We start from the raw sequence: 19,985 nt of genomic DNA, 5'->3' as shown, positions 1-19,985 counted from the left end.
CGGCACAAACCATCAGTACTGACAGCAACGGCGATCCACTCGCGATTGTTATTGCGCAAGGCAGCGACGATGTTGACTCCGTAACCTTCAATGATGACGTACTGACTAACGATGCGTGGACTGGCTTAACCAGTAACAACTTGGACACCAACGTGGCCATCATTAACGATGGCGCCACGGTCGTGGTGTACACGGGTAATGATCCGGAAGACGCCAGCAGCTATGTGTTGTCGGCCAATATCAATACCGATGGCACATACAGCTTTACTCAACATCAAGCAATAGAACAGAGCAACGCTGACGGTGACGTTAACAATTTAAGTTTGAGTGTCGATATCACCGACACCGACGGCGATACCGTTGAAAATGCCGCTAACATCAGCATCGCGATTACCGATGGCGCGTTAGCGACGGCGGAAAGCAGCAGCGTGGCGTGGACGGAAACTGAAACGGTGCAGACCATCAGTACTGACAGTAATGGCGATCCGCTCGCGATTGTTATTACGCAAGGCAGCGACGATGTTGACTCCGTAACCTTCAATGATGATGTACTGACTAACGATGCGTGGGCCGGTTTAACCAGCAACAATCTTGACACCAACGTGGCCATCATTAACGATGGCAGCACAGTGGTGGTCTACACCGGCACCGATCCGGAAGACGCCAGCAGCTATGTGCTATCAGCTAACATCAATACCGATGGCACGTATGATCTGACCCAACATCAAGCAATAGAACAGAGCAATGCCGAGGGCGATGTCACCGACTTGACGCTAGGCGTAGATATCACCGACACCGACGGCGATACCGTTGAAAATGCTGCTAACATCAGCATCGGCATTACCGATGGCGCGTTGGCGACGGCGGAAAGCAGCAGCGTGGCGTGGACGGAAACCGAAACGGCGCAAACTATTTCAACCGACAGCAACGGCGATCCACTCGCGATTGTTATTGCGCAAGGCAGCGACGATGTTGACTCCGTAACCTTCAATGATGACGTACTGACTAACGATGCGTGGACGGGTTTAACCAGCAACAATCAGGACACCAACGTGGCCATCATTAACGATGGCACCACAGTGGTGGTGTACACCGGCACCGATCCGGAAGACACCAGCAGCTATGTGCTATCAGCCAACATCAATACCGATGGCACGTATGATCTGACCCAACATCAAGCAATAGAACAGAGCAATGCCGAGGACGATGTCACCGACTTGACGCTAGGCGTGGACATCACCGACACCGACGGCGATACCGTTGAAAATGCTGCTAACATCAGCATCGCCATTACCGATGGCGCGTTAGCGACGGCCGAAAGCAGCAGCGTGGCGTGGACGGAAACTGAAGTAGGGCAAAGTATTTCGACTGACAGCAACGGCGATCCACTCGCAATCACTATTGCGCAAGGCAGCGACGATGTTGACTCCGTAACCTTCAATGATGACGTACTGACTAACGATGCGTGGACTGGCTTAACCAGCAACAATCTGGACACCAACGTGGCCATCATTAACGATGGCAGCACAGTCGTGGTGTTTACTGGCACAGACAGTGGCAATGCTGCCAATTATGTGTTGTCGGCCAACATCAATACCGATGGCACATACAGCTTTACTCAGCACCAAGCGATTGAGCAAAGCAACGCTGACGGTGACGTTAACAACCTAAGCCTTGGTGTGGATATCACCGACACCGATGGTGATATCGTGTCTAATGCCGCGAACATCAGCATCGCCATTACCGATGGCGCGTTAGCGACGGCCGAAAGCAGCAGTGTAGCCTGGACGGAAACTGAAGCGGCGCAGACCATCAGTACCGACAGCAACGGCGATCCGCTCGCGATTGTGATCACGCAAGGTAGCGACGATGTTGACTCCGTAACCTTCAATGATGACGTACTGACTAACGATGCGTGGACTGGCTTAACCAGCAACAATCTGGACACCAACGTGGCCATCATTAACGATGGCAGCACAGTGGTAGTCTACACGGGTAATGATCCGGAAGACGCCAGCAGCTATGTGCTATCAGCCAACATCAATACTGATGGTACATACAGCTTTACTCAGCACCAAGCGATTGAACAAAGCAACGCCGAGGGCGATGTTACCGACTTGACGCTAGGCGTGGACATCACCGACACCGACGGTGATACCGTTGAAAATGCCGCCAACATCAGCATCGCCATTACCGATGGCGCGTTAGCCACGGCGGAAAGCAGCAGCGTGGCCTGGATGGAAACTGAAGCGGCGCAGACTATTTCGACTGACAGTAATGGTGATCCGCTCGCGATTGTTATTACGCAAGGCAGTGACGATGTTGACTCCGTAACTTTCAATGATGATGTACTGACTAACGATGCGTGGGCCGGCTTAACCAGTAACAACTTGGACACCAACGTGGCCATCATTAACGATGGCGCCACGGTCGTGGTGTTTACTGGTACAGACAGTGGCAATGCTGCCAACTATGTGTTGTCGGCCAACATCAACACCGATGGCACATACAGCTTTACTCAGCACCAAGCGATTGAACAAAGCAACGCTGACGGTGACGTCAATAACCTAAGCCTTGGTGTGAATATCACCGACACCGACGGCGATACCGTAGAAAATGCCGCTAACATTGCGATTGCGATTACCGATGGCGCGTTAGCAACGGCCGAAAGCAGCAGCGTTATGTGGACGGAAACTGAAACGGCGCAGACCATCAGTACTGACAGTAATGGCGATCCGTTAGCGATTACTATTACGCAAGGCAGCGACGATGTTGATTCCGTAACCTTCAATGATGATGTACTCACTAATGATGCGTGGGCCAGTTTAACCAGCAACAATCTGGACACCAACGTGGCCATCATTAACGATGGCAGCACGGTGGTGGTGTACACGGGTAGTGATCCGGAAGATGTCAGCAGCTATGTGCTATCAGCCAACATCAACACCGATGGTACATACAGCTTTACTCAGCATCAAGCGATTGAGCAAAGCAACGCCGAGGGCGATGTCACCGACTTGACGCTAGGCGTGGACATCACCGACACCGACGGCGATACCGTTAAAAATGCTGCTAACATCACTATTGCGATTACCGATGGCGCGTTAGCGAGCGCGGAAAGCAGCAGCGTGGCCTGGACGGAAACTGAAGCGGCGCAAACTATTTCGACCGACAGCAACGGCGATCCACTTGCGATTGTTATTACGCAAGGCAGCGACGATGTTGACTCCGTAACCTTCAATGATGGCGTACTGACTAACGATGGGTGGGCCGGTTTAACCAGCAACAATCTTGACACCAACGTGGCCATCATTAACGATGGCAGCACAGTGGTGGTGTACACGGGTAGTGATCCGGAAGACGCCAGCAGCTATGTGTTGTCTGCCAACATCAATACCGATGGCACGTATGATCTGACCCAACATCAAGCGATTGAGCAAAGCAACACCGAGGGCGATGTCACCGACTTGACGCTAGGCGTGGACATCACCGACACCGATGGCGATACTGTTGAAAATGCCGCTAACATTGTGATTGCTATTACTGATGGCGCGTTAGCGACGGCCGAAAGCAGCAGTGTAGCCTGGACCGAAACTGAAGCGGCGCAGACCATCAGTACCGACAGCAATGGCGATCCGTTAGCGATTGTTATCACACAAGGCAGTGATGATGTTGACTCCGTAACCTTCAATGATGACGTACTGACTAACGATGCGTGGGCCGGTTTAACCAGCAACAATCTGGACACCAATGTGGCCGTCATTAACGATGGCACCACAGTCGTGGTGTTTACTGGCACAGACAGTGGCAATGCTGCCAATTATGTGTTGTCGGCCAACATCAATACCGATGGTACATACAGCTTTACTCAGCACCAAGCGATTGAGCAAAGCAACGCCGAGGGCGATGTTACCGACTTGACGCTAGGCGTAGATATCACCGACACCGACGGCGATATCGTTGAAAATGCCGCTAACATCGGCATCACCATTACCGATGGCACGTTAGCGACGGCGGAAAGCAGCAGCGTGGCGTGGACGGAAACCGAAACGGCGCAAACTATTTCAACCGACAGCAACGGCGATCCGCTCGCGATTGTTATTACGCAAGGCAGCGACGATGTTGACTCCGTAACCTTCAATGACGATGTGTTAACCAACGATGCGTGGGCCGGTTTAACCAGCAACAATCTGGACACCAACGTGGCCATCATTAACGATGGCAGTACGGTGGTGGTGTACACCGGCACCGATCCGGAAGACGCCAGCAGTTATGTGTTGTCGGCTAACATTAATACCGATGGTACATACAGCTTTACTCAGCACCAAGCAATAGAACAGAGCAACGCTGACGGTGACGTTAACAACCTAAGCCTTGGTGTGGATATCACCGACACCGATGGTGATATCGTGTCTAATGCCGCCAACATCAGCATCGCCATTACCGATGGCGCGTTAGCGACGGCCGAAAGCAGCAGCGTAGCCTGGACGGAAACTGAAGCGGCGCAAACTATTTCGACCGACAGCAACGGCGATCCACTCGCGATTGTTATTGCGCAAGGCAGCGACGATGTTGACTCCGTAACCTTCAATGATGATGTACTGACTAACGATGCATGGACGGGTTTAACCAGCAACAATCTGGACACCAACGTGGCCATCATTAACGATGGCAGCACAGTGGTGGTGTACACCGGCACCGATCCGGAAGACGCCAGCAGCTATGTGTTGTCGGCCAACATCAATACCGATGGCACGTATGATTTGACCCAACATCAAGCGATAGAACAGAGCAACGCTGATGGTGACGTCAACAACCTAAGCCTTGGTGTGGATATTACCGACACTGACGGGGATACCGTTGAAAATGCCGCTAACATCAGCATCGCCATTACCGATGGTGCGTTAGCGACGGCGGAAAGCAGCAGTGTAGCGTGGACGGAAACTGAAGCGGCGCAAACTATTTCAACTGACAGCAACGGCAATCCACTTGCGATAGTTATTACGCAAGGCAGCGACGATGTTGACTCCGTAACCTTCAATGACGATGTGTTAACCAACGATGGGTGGACCGGCTTAACCAGCAACAATCTTGACACCAATGTGGCGATCATTAACGATGGCAGCACGGTGGTGGTGTACACCGGCACCGATCCGGAAGATACCAGCAGCTATGTGTTGTCGGCCAACATCAATACCGATGGCACATACAGCTTTACTCAACATCAAGCGATAGAACAGAGCAACGCCGAGGGCGATGTTACCGACTTGACGCTAGGTGTGGATATCACCGATACCGACGGCGACACCGTTGAAAATGCTGCTAACATCAGCATCGCCATTACCGATGGCGTATTAGCAACGGCCGCAAGCAGCAGCGTGGCGTGGACGGAAACCGAAGCGGCGCAGACCATCAGTACTGACAGCAACGGCGATCCGCTCGCGATTGTGATCACGCAAGGCAGCGACGATGTGCAGTCGGTAACCTTCAATGACGATGTGTTAACCAACGATGCGTGGGCCGGCTTAACCAGCAACAATCTTGACACCAACGTGGCCATCATTAACGATGGCAGCACAGTGGTGGTGTACACCGGCACCGATCCGGAAGACGCCAGCAGTTATGTGCTATCAGCCAACATCAATACCGATGGCACGTATGATCTGACCCAACATCAAGCGATTGAGCAAAGCAACGCCGAGGGCGATGTCACCGACTTGACGCTAGGCGTGGACATCACCGACACCGACGGCGATACCGTTGAAAATGCTGCTAACATCAGCATCGCCATTACCGATGGCGTGTTAGCAACGGCGGAAAGCAGCAGTGTAGCGTGGACCGAAACTGAAGCGGCGCAGACCATCAGTACTGACAGTAATGGCGATCCGTTAGCGATTGTTATTACGCAAGGCAGTGACGATGTTGACTCCGTAACCTTCAATGATGACGTACTGACTAACGATGCGTGGACTGGCTTAACCAGCAACAATCTGGACACCAACGTGGCCATCATTAACGATGGCAGCACAGTAGTGGTGTTTACTGGCACAGACAGTGGCAATGCTGCCAATTATGTGTTGTCGGCCAACATCAACACCGATGGTACATACAGCTTTACTCAGCACCAAGCGATTGAACAAAGCAACGCTGACGGTGACGTTAACAATTTAAGTTTGAGTGTCGATATCACCGACACCGACGGCGATACCGTTGAAAATGCCGCTAACATCAGCATCGCCATTACCGATGGCGCGTTAGCGACGGCGGAAAGCAGCAGCGTGGGGTGGACGGAAACTGAAGCGGCGCAAACTATTTCGACCGACAGCAACGGCGATCCACTCGCGATTGTTATTGCGCAAGGCAGCGACGATGTTGACTCCGTAACCTTCAATGATGATGTACTGACTAACGATGCGTGGGCCAGTTTAACCAGCAACAATCTTGACACCAACGTGGCCATCATTAACGATGGCACCACAGTAGTGGTGTTTACTGGCACAGACAGTGGCAATGCTGCCAATTATGTGTTGTCGGCCAACATCAATACCGATGGCACATACAGCTTTACCCAGCACCAAGCGATTGAACAGAGCAATGCCGAAGGCGATGTCACTGACTTGACGCTAGGCGTAGATATCACCGATACCGACGGCGATACCGTTGAAAATGCCGCTAACATTGCGATCGCCATTACTGATGGCGCGTTAGCGACGGCGGAAAGCAGCAGCGTGGCCTGGACGGAAACTGAAGCGGCGCAGACTATTTCGACTGACAGCAATGGTGATCCGCTCGCGATTATTATTACGCAAGGCAGTGATGATGTTGACTCCGTAACCTTCAATGACGATGTGTTAACCAACGATGCGTGGACCGACTTAACCAGCAACAATCTGGACACCAACGTGGCCATCATTAACGATGGCAGCACAGTAGTGGTGTTTACTGGCACAGACAGTGGCAATGCTGCCAATTATGTGTTGTCGGCCAACATCAATACCGATGGCACATACAGCTTTACTCAACATCAAGCGATTGAACAGAGCAACGCTGACGGTGACGTCAATAACCTAAGCCTTGGTGTAGATATCACCGACACCGATGGCGATATCGTGTCTAATGCCGCCAACATCAGCATCGCCATTACCGATGGCGCATTAGCGACGGCCGAAAGCAGCAGTGTAGCCTGGACGGAAACTGAAGCGGCGCAAACTATTTCGACTGACAGCAACGGCAATCCACTCGCAATCACTATTGCACAAGGCAGCGACGATGTTGACTCCGTAACCTTCAATGACGATGTGTTAACCAACGATGGGTGGACAGGTTTAACCAGCAACAACCTAGACACCAACGTGGCCATCATTAACGATGGCAGCACAGTGGTGGTGTACACGGGTAGTGATCCGGAAGACACCAGCAGTTATGTGCTATCAGCCAACATCAATACCGATGGCACATACAGCTTTACTCAACATCAAGCAATAGAACAAAGCAACGCTGACGGTGACGTTAACAATTTAAGTTTAAGTGTGGATATCACCGATACCGACGGCGACATCGTGTCTAATGCCGCCAACATTGCCATCAGCATTCAAGATGGTGCCTTTGTCAATGTAGATGACAGCACAGTTTCTTTGACAGAAACAAGCACTGCACAAACCATTACCACCGATAGCAATGGCCAGCCATTAACGGTAGTCACGGCTCAAGGCAGCGATGATATTCAATCGATGACCTTTAATGATGCAGTCATTAATGATGCGGCTTGGACAGGTTTAACCAGCAACAATGTGGACACCAACGTAGCCATCATTAACGATGGCGCTACGGTCGTGGTGTTTACGGGCACAGACAGTGGCAATGCTGCCAACTATGTGTTGTCGGCCAATATTAATACCGATGGCACGTATGATCTGACCCAGCATCAAGCGATTGAACAAAATAACACTGATGGCGATGTCAACAACTTAACCCTCGGTGTGGATATCACCGATACCGATGATGATACGGTAGAGAATGCGGTCAATATTAACATAGCGATTAATGATGGCGCGTTAGCGACGGCGGAAAGCAGCAGCGTAACCTGGACAGAAACCCAAGCGGCACAAACCATTAGTACAGATGGAAATGGTAATCCGTTAACCGTAGCGGTAGTACAAGGTAGCGACAATGTAGAGTCAGTAGCCTTCAACACTGGAGTATTAAGTGATGCAGCATGGACTGGCATCACTAGCAACAACGTTGAAACGTCAGTAGCGTTGCTCGATGATGGTAAAACGGTCGTGGTGTACACGGGCAACAACAGTGGCACTGAAGCGAATTATGTTTTATCCGCTAGCATCAATGCTGATGGTAGCTACAGCATTACTCAACATCAGGCTATCGAGCATACTGATGGCGATGGAACAGCCAGCAACTTAACTTTGGGTGTTGATATTACCGATACCGATGGTGATACCGCAGTGAATGCTGGCAATATCGCGATAACGATCAATGATGGTGCACTGGCCAGTTCAGATAACACAGCGGTTTCTTGGACGGAGACCGAAGCGGCGCAAACTATTAGTACCGATAGTAATGGTGAACCGTTAGCCGTTGCAGTAATACAAGGTAGCGACAATGTTGAGTCAGTCACCTTTAATAATGGGGTGTTAAGTGATGATGCATGGACAGACTTAACCAGCAATAATGTTGACACCAACGTAGCCATCATTAACGATGGCACCACGGTCGTGGTGTACACAGGTACAGACAGTGGTAATACAGCTAACTATGTTTTATCGGCCAATATTAATATTGATGGCACGTATAACCTGACCCAACATCAAGCTATCGAGCAGAATGCGGGTGACGGAACGGTTAGTAATTTAACGTTAGGTGTCGATATTACCGACACTGATGGCGATACTGCAGCGAATGCGGGCAACATAGCCATTACGATAAATGATGGCGCAATGGCCAGTGGCAGCAATAGCACAGTATTTTGGCAAGAGACGGAGGCTGCACAAACAATTACGACAGATATTAGTGGTAATCCGTTAACCGTTACGGTAGTGCAAGGTAGTGATGATGTTGAATCTGTGACGTTTAACAGTGCTTCTATCAGTGATGCCGCTTGGGCTGGGTTAACCAGTAATAATACTGAAACGTCTGTGGCGTTGATTAATGATGGTAAGACGGTTGTCGTTTACACTGGGACAAATCCTGCGGACTCAGCCAATTATGTATTATCAGCCACCATCAATATTGATGGCAGTTACAGCTTTACTCAATATCAAGCAATTGAGCAGAGTAATGCCAACGCAGATCTAACTGTTCTGAAGCTAGGAGTGGATATTACCGACACCGACGGTGACACTACTAGTAATGCAGCGGATATTGTTGTCGTAATTAATGATGGTGCTTTAGCAAGCGCTGAAAATGACAGTGTGTCTTGGACTGAGACTAATACAGAGCAAACCATCACTAAAGACCCTGATGGTAATCTATTAACTATTTCGATAGCGCAAGGTAGCGATGATATTGAATCGGTTACATTCAACAACGCCGTGCTTGATGATGTGGCCTGGAAAGACATAACTAGCAATAACGTCGAAACGTCTGTAGCGTTAATTAATGACGGCAGTACAGTGGTAGTGTATACCGGCACCGATCCTGAAAATTCAAGTAATTATGTGTTGTCTGCTAATATCAATACTGATGGCACATACAGCCTAACGCAACACCAAGCAATAGAGCAGAGTAATACTGATGGTGATGATACCGATCTAGCCCTTAGTGTAGATATTACTGACACTGATGGCGATACCGTTGAGAATGCGGCCAATATTACTATTGAAATTAACGATGGCGCGTTAGTAAGTACAGCCGACAGCAGTGTGTCTTGGGTCGAAACTAACCAAGAACAAACTATCAGCACTGACAGCAATGGCGACCCATTAACCATTGTGGTTACTCAAGGCAGCGACGATATACAGTCGGTGATCTTTAATGACGACGTACTTAATGATGCAGCTTGGAACGGCTTAACCAGCAACAATGTGGATACCAATGTTGCGCTTATTAATGATGGCACGACGGTGGTAGTCTATACCGGTAGCGATCCTCTGAATTCAGCCAACTATGTGCTATCAGCCAACATCAATACTGATGGTACATACAGCTTTACCCAGCACCAAGCGATTGAGCAAAGCAACACTGATGGTGATGTTAATAATTTAAGTTTAAGTGTCGATATTACTGATACCGATGATGATCTGGTTGAGAATGCCGCCAACATTGCCATCAGCATTCAAGATGGTGCTTTTGTTAATGTAGATGACAGCACAGTTTCTTTGACAGAAACAAGCACTGCACAAACCATTACCACTGATAGCAATGGCCAGCCATTAACGGTAGTCACGGCTCAAGGCAGCGATGATATTCAATCGATGACCTTTAATGATGCAGTCATTAATGATGCGGCTTGGACAGGTTTAACCAGCAACAATGTGGATACCAACGTAGCCATCATTAACGATGGCGCTACGGTCGTGGTGTTTACGGGCACAGACAGTGGCAATGCTGCCAACTATGTGTTGTCGGCCAATATTAATACCGATGGCACGTACGATCTGACCCAGCATCAAGCGATTGAACAAAATAACACTGATGGCGATGCCAACAACTTAACCCTTGGTGTGAATATCACCGATACCGATGATGATACGGTAGAGAATGCGGTCAATATTAACATAGCGATTAATGATGGCGCGTTAGCGACGGCGGACAACAGCAGCGTAACCTGGACAGAAACCCAAGCGGCACAAACCATTAGTACGGATGGAAATGGTAATCCGTTAACCGTAGCGGTAGTACAAGGTAGCGACAATGTAGAGTCAGTAGCCTTCAACACTGGAGTATTAAGTGATGCTGCATGGACAGGCATCACTAGCAACAACGTTGGAACGTCCGTAGCGTTGCTCGATGATGGTAAAACGGTCGTGGTGTACACGGGCAACAACAGTGGCACTGAAGCGAATTATGTTTTATCCGCTAGCATCAATGCTGATGGTAGCTACAGCATTACTCAACATCAGGCTATTGAGCAGAATGATGGCGATGGAACAGCCAGCAACTTAACTTTGGGTGTTGATATTACCGATACCGATGGTGATACCGCAGCGAATGCTGGCAATATCGCGATAACGATCAATGATGGTGCATTGGCCAGTTCAGATAACACAGCGGTTTCTTGGACGGAGACCGAAGCGGCGCAAATTATTAGTACCGATAGTAATGGTGAACCGTTAGCCGTTGCGGTAATACAAGGTAGCGACAATGTTGAGTCGGTCACCTTTAATAATGGGGTGTTAAGTGATGATGCATGGACAGGCTTAACCAGCAACAATGTTGACACCAACGTAGCCATCATTAACGATGGCAGCACGGTCGTGGTGTACACAGGTACAGACAGTGGTAATACAGCTAACTATGTTTTATCGGCCAATATTAATACTAATGGCACGTATAACCTGACCCAACATCAAGCTATCGAGCAGAACAATGCCGGTGATATTACTGAGCTTAGTTTGGGTGTGGATATTACCGACACTGATGGCGATACCGCCACAAATGTAGGCAACATTGATATTACGATTGCTGATGGTGAAGATCTTAATATCGTTATTGGTGACAGCGTCACTTTAAAAGAAGCCGTTGATATGTCTGCAACAACGCCAGCGACAATAGTTGTTGAAGATGTGGTATCAATTGATCAAGGTGCCGATGATATTGATAGTGTTACTGTTGGTTTATCTGCCGATAGTCTTTATCAGCTAGATAATCTTACTAGTAGCGGTCAAACTCTACGCGGAGAAACCGTTGATTCTGTCTATACTTTGTACATTGATGGAAGCAATGAAAAAGTCTTGCAAGTTAGCTTAGATGCGGACAGTGGTGATGTTACCGTTAAACAGTATTTACCACTAGATAACCCAGATAGTAACTCAGTAAATGACAATATAATTGAATTGACGTTACAAGTTATCGTTACCGACACCGATCAAGACAGTAATTCAGCCAATTTCGTTGTTTCTCTCAAAGACGGTGAAGACCCACAAATCAGCTCTATCGATAGATTGACGATTTACGAAAAGAACAATCAGAGTAACGGACGTGATGATTCTGGTAATATAACACTGGCTCCAAGTTCAGATAACGTTGAGAAATTTGAAATCGACACTAATGATATTAGTGTCACACAAATTGATAGTTCAGGTGATGTGCTTAATGTTGATCTGATGTCGGGTGGCAAAGAGGTGATCTTTGAAGCAACCGATGATGGTTACCGTGGCTACACGGTGAATAGCTCTGGAAGTAAAACAACCGTTCTGGATCTAACAATTAACTCAGATTATACAGATGCTAATTTTGGTAAAGTGTCCGTTGAGATACTTAAACCACTGGATCATCAAATTGATGGGCAAGATACGTTAACTATTACCCTACCTGTAACCGCGACAGATTTCGATAATGATACCAGCGAGCAACTCGATCTTGTGATTGACGTTGTCGATCAAGTTCCTGTGCTTCGCGACAGAACTTATACCGTTGAAGAAGGTGAAACGACCGCTAATTCTACAATGTTCCAAAGTAAGGGATTTGATGGTGCTATTCTTACCGAAATATCCGTTGATGATACGAGCAACTTCCGACTTGATGGTGTGGAATCTGTTTCTATCACATCAAATAATCAACAAGTGGTCGTGTCAGCTAAAGTCGTTGATAGTATTGGTTTGGAAACATGGGAAGTGATTGGTACTCTAACAGTCAAAACTAACGGAAAAATTAGTTTTACTGCCGAAGATTCAGTTGATAACCGATTGGGAGATGTCAACGCGGTATTGAATGTGGTTGGGACTGACAGTGATGGTGACCAAGACACCGGTCAACTGACTCTGATTATTGAAGATGATAATTCTACTATTGTGCAAGCGTCTGCGATTGGTACAGAAGATGCTGGCCAGAACATTAATCCTAATGATAATTATGGTCTATCGAGTAACCCAGCTATTAGTGTTAATTTGTCTATTAATGTGGCGGATGTGGATGCACAAGAAGCGGTCCAATCGATTACTATCCAAGATCCTGAAGGGGGCGCCTATTACTATGTTGATCCTGACACCGGTTTACTGGTAGCAATCGAAGGCAATGCAGTCAATGCCGACAATCTAGACGTGAGTGGTGAGGGCACTAGCGAGTTAAGCATCACCAATATCGTGTTTGTCCCAGATAGAAACTTTGCAACCGACAGTGATGGCATAGATGCGAATGCAACGATTGTTATACAACGCACTATCGAAAACTCGGATGGTTCAACAACGGTTGTCACTGAAGAAGTTGATACTACGATTAATGTGGAAGTTCAGGCTATTGCTGACCTGCCTGAATGGACTGATTCATTTGATAATAACCCAACAGGGACTGAGGATTCAGATAGTATCAAACTCAACTTTGCTGCTGAGACACAAGACCAAGATACGGGCAATACACCAGAAACGATCACCTATACATTGAGCTTTGCTGATCCTAGCGTCACACATACACTAGAAACCAGTGATGGGACACCAATTACACCTAATTCTGATGGAGTTTATGAGTTTACAGCCGATCAAATTGATAATGTTTATGTTAATCCTACGGATAACTTTGCAGGTCAAATAGAACTGAATGTTACCGCGACTTCACATGAGTCAAACGATAATGCAGCGGTTGCGTCGGCCGATACCTCAACCTCTATTATTGTCGATGTTTCTCCAGTTGCCGATGATGCGACATTAGTTGTTGAACGTGTCAAAGTGGATGAAGATAACGCGATTGTGCTTAAAGACCATATTGAAGTCACTGTACTTGATGATCTTAATGATGGATCTGAAACGGCTTATATTGAACTGATTGGTTTACCTGATGGTAGCACTATCTCTAATATTAATGCTGATGGCGATGATGTCATTATTGTCGCAGGTCAAGCGTTGTTACTCGACGATAATGGCGAAATTATCGAGCCGAATGAATCTGTGGATTTGGTTGTAGATTATGCATTAATCGCTAACGGCACAACAACATTAACCCCACCGCAAGACAGTAATGTTGATTTTAGTTTCGATGTGAAACTTAGTATTGTTGATACAGCAGAGCTAAGCAATGGTGATACTGTATCCAATAGTAATGATGATATTCCAGTCCAAACTATTTTTGTTGATATCAAAGGGGTGTCAGACGAACCTATTATTGAAGCCAATGATGATTGGAAACAAGTCACCGCTGATGATGGTGCATTGACAGGTATTACTACTACTATTAATGAAAATGGCGAGGCAGTACTTGATTTTGACATTGTCAGTGGTGAAATTAATCAAGGTGCAGACGGCTCTGAAACCTTGTCAATTATTATCTATGATAAAGGCAATAATACCGGCGACTACCAGATCATTGATGAATCTACAGGCGGTGAAGTGAGCTTAACTTATATTGGGGAAGAGAATGGCTATCCAAAATATGAAGCTCAGCTAGAAAGTCATAGTATTAAAATTGTTCCTGCGGCTAACACTACCGATGATATTAATCTGGTTGCCAGAATTGTGGTAACAGAAAACGATGGTAATTCTTACGTATTTGAAAAAGATATTATCGTCGAAGTGAATCCAGAAATAAGTACCACAGATACTTATACTAGCAGCACAACAGGCAATGAAGATTCGCAATTTAGCCTCGATTGGGCAGCGAATCTAAGCGATAGTGCGACGACGGACGATAATGAATTTATTTCTAAAGTGGTGCTTAAAAATGGTCCTGATAGTGTCTTGTCAACCGAAACCGTATTGGTCACAATCGCAGAAAGTGCAGATTATACACTGACCAATAATGAAACAGGTTTGGCTATGGTCGCTGTGGATGGAGCCTATATCTTCGCGGCAAACCTTAGCGTTACCATTGAAGCAGCTGAAGGGGTCGCGTTAACCGAAAACAACCTTGTTATTCAGGTTCAAGGTATTCCTGACTCATCAGAGAACTTTAGTTTTAATACGGTACTCACCGTTGTAGAACAAGATGTAGATGCAGGCTTAGATGGTATAACTGATACGGTTGAAAAAGAAGTTGAAGGCACGATTAGTGTCAATGTGAATCCTGTAGTAGAAGAGGATGCGGATTTAATCGTTACGTATAATGATCCTGACCCTCTCCTCAACGACGATGGCATTGACTATAATATTATTGATAGCAAATACGTTGTTGATAGTGGTGAAATCACCTTCTCTATTAATGATAACAACAGCAACAATTTTTCGATTAACTTCGAGCAAAATGATATCTCCTCGGTTGAAAAAGTCGACCAACTGGTAATGGATTTTAATTTTGGCCCCATCATTGATGCCGAGGAAACTGCACTATTAGATCAATTATACGTTGAAGGCGCGATTAACAATGGTGATGGAACGTGGACAATCACTGATGAAGAAAACTTCTCTATTAACGCACCAGATGGTTTGAAAGATGCCGATGGCAACATCGTTGATCTAACCGTTAACTTTACTGCTCAAGTCGTCGATGAAGGTGATGAATTAGAAGGAAGTGGGGAAGTAGAAAAAACCATATCAATGGTTGTGCAATTCAATGATCCAGATTCAACAGACAACTTAGATGGAGAAAAGGCCACCACGGTAACAGTGGATGACTCGCAAATTATTGCCGCAACAGAAGATACGGATTATGATCTAGGTGAATTTTTGACCAACTCTGGTGTGTTGCAGTTTGACGATTCATTAGCCGCAAACGATGTGGTTTCTATTGTTTTCAATACAGGCAATATTCCATTTATTGATATGCCAGGTTTAAGTATTACAGGTGAAGAGAACTTTGCTAATGGGTCAATGGCTTACGAGTTTGCACTAGGTAGTGATGGTAGTATTCCAGCTGACGCATTAGAAGGACTCACTTTATCATTACCGAATGATTATTCAGGTGATTTTACCTTACCAGTGACTATCGTTATTACCGATGAAGAAACCGGTGATGAGCGGATTGAAACGGTCAATTTCACCGTGCAAGTTGCGCCACAAGTAGATGCAGGAAGCGCGGATCTTACGGTAGAAGGTACCGATAATTATACCGACGTTGGGCGTGAACCAACCGATCCACAAACCAATACCGCTTATGAAGATGGTATCGTTCATCTAAACTTGGGTCGAACCTTGTCAGATACCAGTGATTCATTGACCGAGGGTGGCGTTGAATCCTTTGCTGAAGTAACAATAGAGGTTAATACACCGGAACTTGGTCAATTAGGATTTGAAAATGATCCTAGTAGCTACGGTTCGTCAGCCGCGTTTGACGTTAGTTACGATAGCAGTGGGAATCTACAAAGTATCACTATTAATTCTGATGAGTTGAATAGTGATGTGACGGTAGATGATGTACTGGCTGATTTAACCTTCACTCCAAATGCTAATGTGGGCGCGCAAACCGTTACATTAAACGTTTCTGGAACACTTGTTGATAGCACGACTTATGACCTAGACGGCTCAGAAACCGCATCCGATCAAGTTGAAAATGTTGATTTAGGCAATGTTAGTTTTGAAATTGTTGCGGTTACCGATGGTATTAACTCTACAGAAAATGTAGACATAACGGGCGAGGAAGACAGTCATATCTCACTTAAAGATATGACATTTACCCTAGCCGATACCGATGGTTCAGAAGAGTTCCTATCGGTAAAAATTACTGATATGCCTGAAGACTTTTTGCTCGTTGTTGATTCTGCTTTTGAGAATCAGTTCGCAGTAAAAAACAATGGTAATGGCGAATGGAGTATACAGCTTAAAAACCTTGCTGAAGGAACCACAGAGGTTAATTTAGAAGGTATTCAAATTCTACCTGCAGAAGACTTTAGTGGTACAGCAGCTCTTAACTATGTGGTTTATAGTCAAGAGTCATCAACCAGTGAAGCAATCGAACAAAGTGGCCAAATTAACCTGACGGTTACTCCTGTTGGTGATGAAGTCGATAGCCGAATTTTACAACCACAGGAAGCGGTAGAAGGGACGGACGTTGTCATCGAAATCAATGCTAAGGTGATTGATAACGAGTTGTCTATTGGAGAAGGTAGTACTTATACAGAAAATGCTAGCGAAACCATAACGGTAATTATTAGTGATGTACCAGAAGGCGCAACCATTTCTCTGCCTGACGGTGTAGCAGGAACTGCGGTTCAAGTGTTAGATGATGATGGCAACTATACAGGTGAGTGGAAAGTTTCTGCTCAAGACGCTGTGCTTAAGGAAATTGTCTTTAACTCTGGTGACGTGAATAATGATACGTGGACGACACAAGATTCAGAGGATGATTGGTTTGGTGCAGTTGATTCTGATGGCAATCCAGCGCTCAACATAAAAGTATATAGTGATGACAACGGTGTACTCAGTGAAATGTACGATGAGAGCACGGTTTCACTCGATATCTCTGCCGTTAACGATAAACCGGTTATTTCTGCTTCAGAAGACAATACAGTTGCGATAGATGAAGATGGGTCACTGGTTGTCAACAATATACAAATTCAAGATCCTGACTCAAATGATGCAAGTGGATTAGATAACTATGTATTAACCTTAAGCGTGAATGACAGCGATATTTCATTCGATAACTCGCCGGAGTGGGTAGTAGATAATTTAGATGGCACGTATACACTTACCAATTCATTGTCAGAGATTAACAGTTTATTAGCTGATGGTTTTACTGTCACACCTGAGAGTGACTTTAATGGTACAGTTTCAGTTACAGCCGATCTGTACGATGGTAACAACTTCGGCGCAAGCTCTGGTTTAGCCGATGAGCACAATGCTGAAACGTATAGTTTCGATATTACAGTCAATGCCATCAACGATAAGCCGACAATTGAAGCGCCAGACAACTATGCACCAGAAATAGATGAAGATGGCTCAATCTTAATCAACAACATCTCTGTTGCAGACCCTGATACTGGTGACACGGACGCGCAAGACAGTTATACCCTTACATTATCGGTTAATAACAGTTCTATTTCATTTGGTGATGATGCGCCAAGTTGGGTGGTTGATAATTCAGATGGTACTTTCACACTGAGTAACTCTGTAGCGGAAATTAACGCGTTACTAGCGAGCGGCTTTACGGTCACTCCAGAGAGCGACTTTAATGGTACCGTGTCGGTAAATGTTGATCTTAATGACGGTAATAATAATGGCGCAAGTTCTGGTTTAGCCGATGAGCACAATGCTGAAACGTATAGTTTCGATATTACAGTCAATGCCATCAACGATAAGCCGACAATTGAAGCGCCAGACAACTATGCACCAGAAATAGATGAAGATGGTTCAATCTTAATCAACAACATCTCTGTTGCAGATCCTGATACTGGTGACACGGACGCGCAAGACAGTTATACCCTTACATTATCGGTTAATAACAGTTCTATTTCATTTGGTGATGATGCGCCAAGTTGGGTAGTTGATAATTTAGATGGCACTTACACACTGAGTAACTCTGTAGCAGAAATTAACGCGTTACTAGCGAGCGGCTTTACGGTCACTCCAGAGAGTGACTTTAATGGTACCGTGTCGGTAAATGTTGATCTTAATGATGGTAATAATAATGGCGCAAGTTCTGGTTTAGCCGATGAGCACAATGCGGAAACGTATAGTTTTGATATTAATGTATTGCCAGTGAATGACGCACCAACATTTATTGATAGCAGTATAGAAGAAAGTATTGGTTCTGGCTCATCAATTACGCTAACACAGGAAGAACTGCTGAATTCAGCTACCGATATTGATTCCGACTTGAATTCATTAGTCGTTCAAGCCAGTGATATTATCGTTAATACTTCGGAAGTGACAGTAACAGAAAATCTAGATGGTTCGTTTACGTTCACTCCGTTAACTGATAACAGTACTATTAATATCAGCTATAAAGTATCCGATGCTGAAGGGGCAAAAAGCGACAGTGCAAATCTATCGCTTGCCGTTTCTAATCAAACTGAGCTACAACTTGCAACAGCACAAGCAAGAAATATTATTGCTTCCAACAATACCGGTATTATCTCGCTGCTCGGGTTAATTCCAATGTTGGTTAATGCTGGTGAATCGGAAAATATTAAGGTAGTTATTTCTGATATTCCAAATGATGCGACCTTATCGATTGGCGGCCAAACCTTAGTGGTGTCAGATAATCAAGTCACCATTACTGTGCCTAATGCGAACTATATTGAAGATCTACAAATAAGTAATCTTGGTGAATCAGTCGTACTGAGTATTGTTGCTATCAGTGAAGATACCAATGGTTCGGTTGTTGAATCACAACCAGTTGATATCAACATTGAGCTAGATTCTAGTGTTGATAACATCGGTGATAATTTAGATGATGACTGGGATCTATCCGGTGTGGGTAGCTACTTATATGGTTCTGATTCTGATGAGACGCTGACCGGAACACAATATGACGATGTTATTGATGGCGGTGATGGTGACGATATTCTGAGAGGTTATCAAGGTGATGACCAGCTGTACGGCGGTGCTGGAGATGATATCCTCGACGGTGGTCAAGGGGCAGATATACTTTATGGTGGTGAAGGCTCAGACACATTTACCTGGAATCAGGACAGCTTAGATACGACTCCTAGCGTTGATGTGATAAAAGATTTCCAAATTTCTGGTGAGCAACATGATGTATTGGATTTCTCTGATTTATTTGATTTTGAGAATAACGGACTTGAAAGTATTTTGGCCAATATTACCGTTGAGTTTAAAGATGATAATAGCACCGTTAATATCAATGTCCTTAATGAAGGAGAAGTGGTTCAAACCATTGCGATTGAAAATCAAAGTGAGTTTATAGATTCACATTCAGGCGCGGATAGTTCTTCACTGGTTAATCATTTATATCAAAATGAATTGATAAACTTGATCAAAGAATAA

The 19,985-nt window shown here is 45.8% G+C and carries 1 protein-coding gene (running past one end of the window); it reads left to right on the top strand.

Annotated features, from left to right (window positions below):
• Positions 1 to 19,985: the 3' portion of a retention module-containing protein gene (locus ACLKML_RS18795; RefSeq protein ID WP_413284493.1), read on the top strand. The gene continues 11,845 nt to the left of window position 1, outside the view; the window shows 19,985 of its 31,830 coding nt (coding positions 11,846–31,830); the start codon falls outside the window, past its left edge; the stop codon is at positions 19,983 to 19,985.

Origin of the sequence: Vibrio sp. MA40-2 (genome assembly GCF_047302445.1) — a bacterium.
Classification (GTDB): Bacteria; Pseudomonadota; Gammaproteobacteria; order Enterobacterales; family Vibrionaceae; genus Vibrio.
Note: the sequence above shows the minus strand (reverse complement) of the source record. Positions and strands in the feature narration are given on the sequence as shown.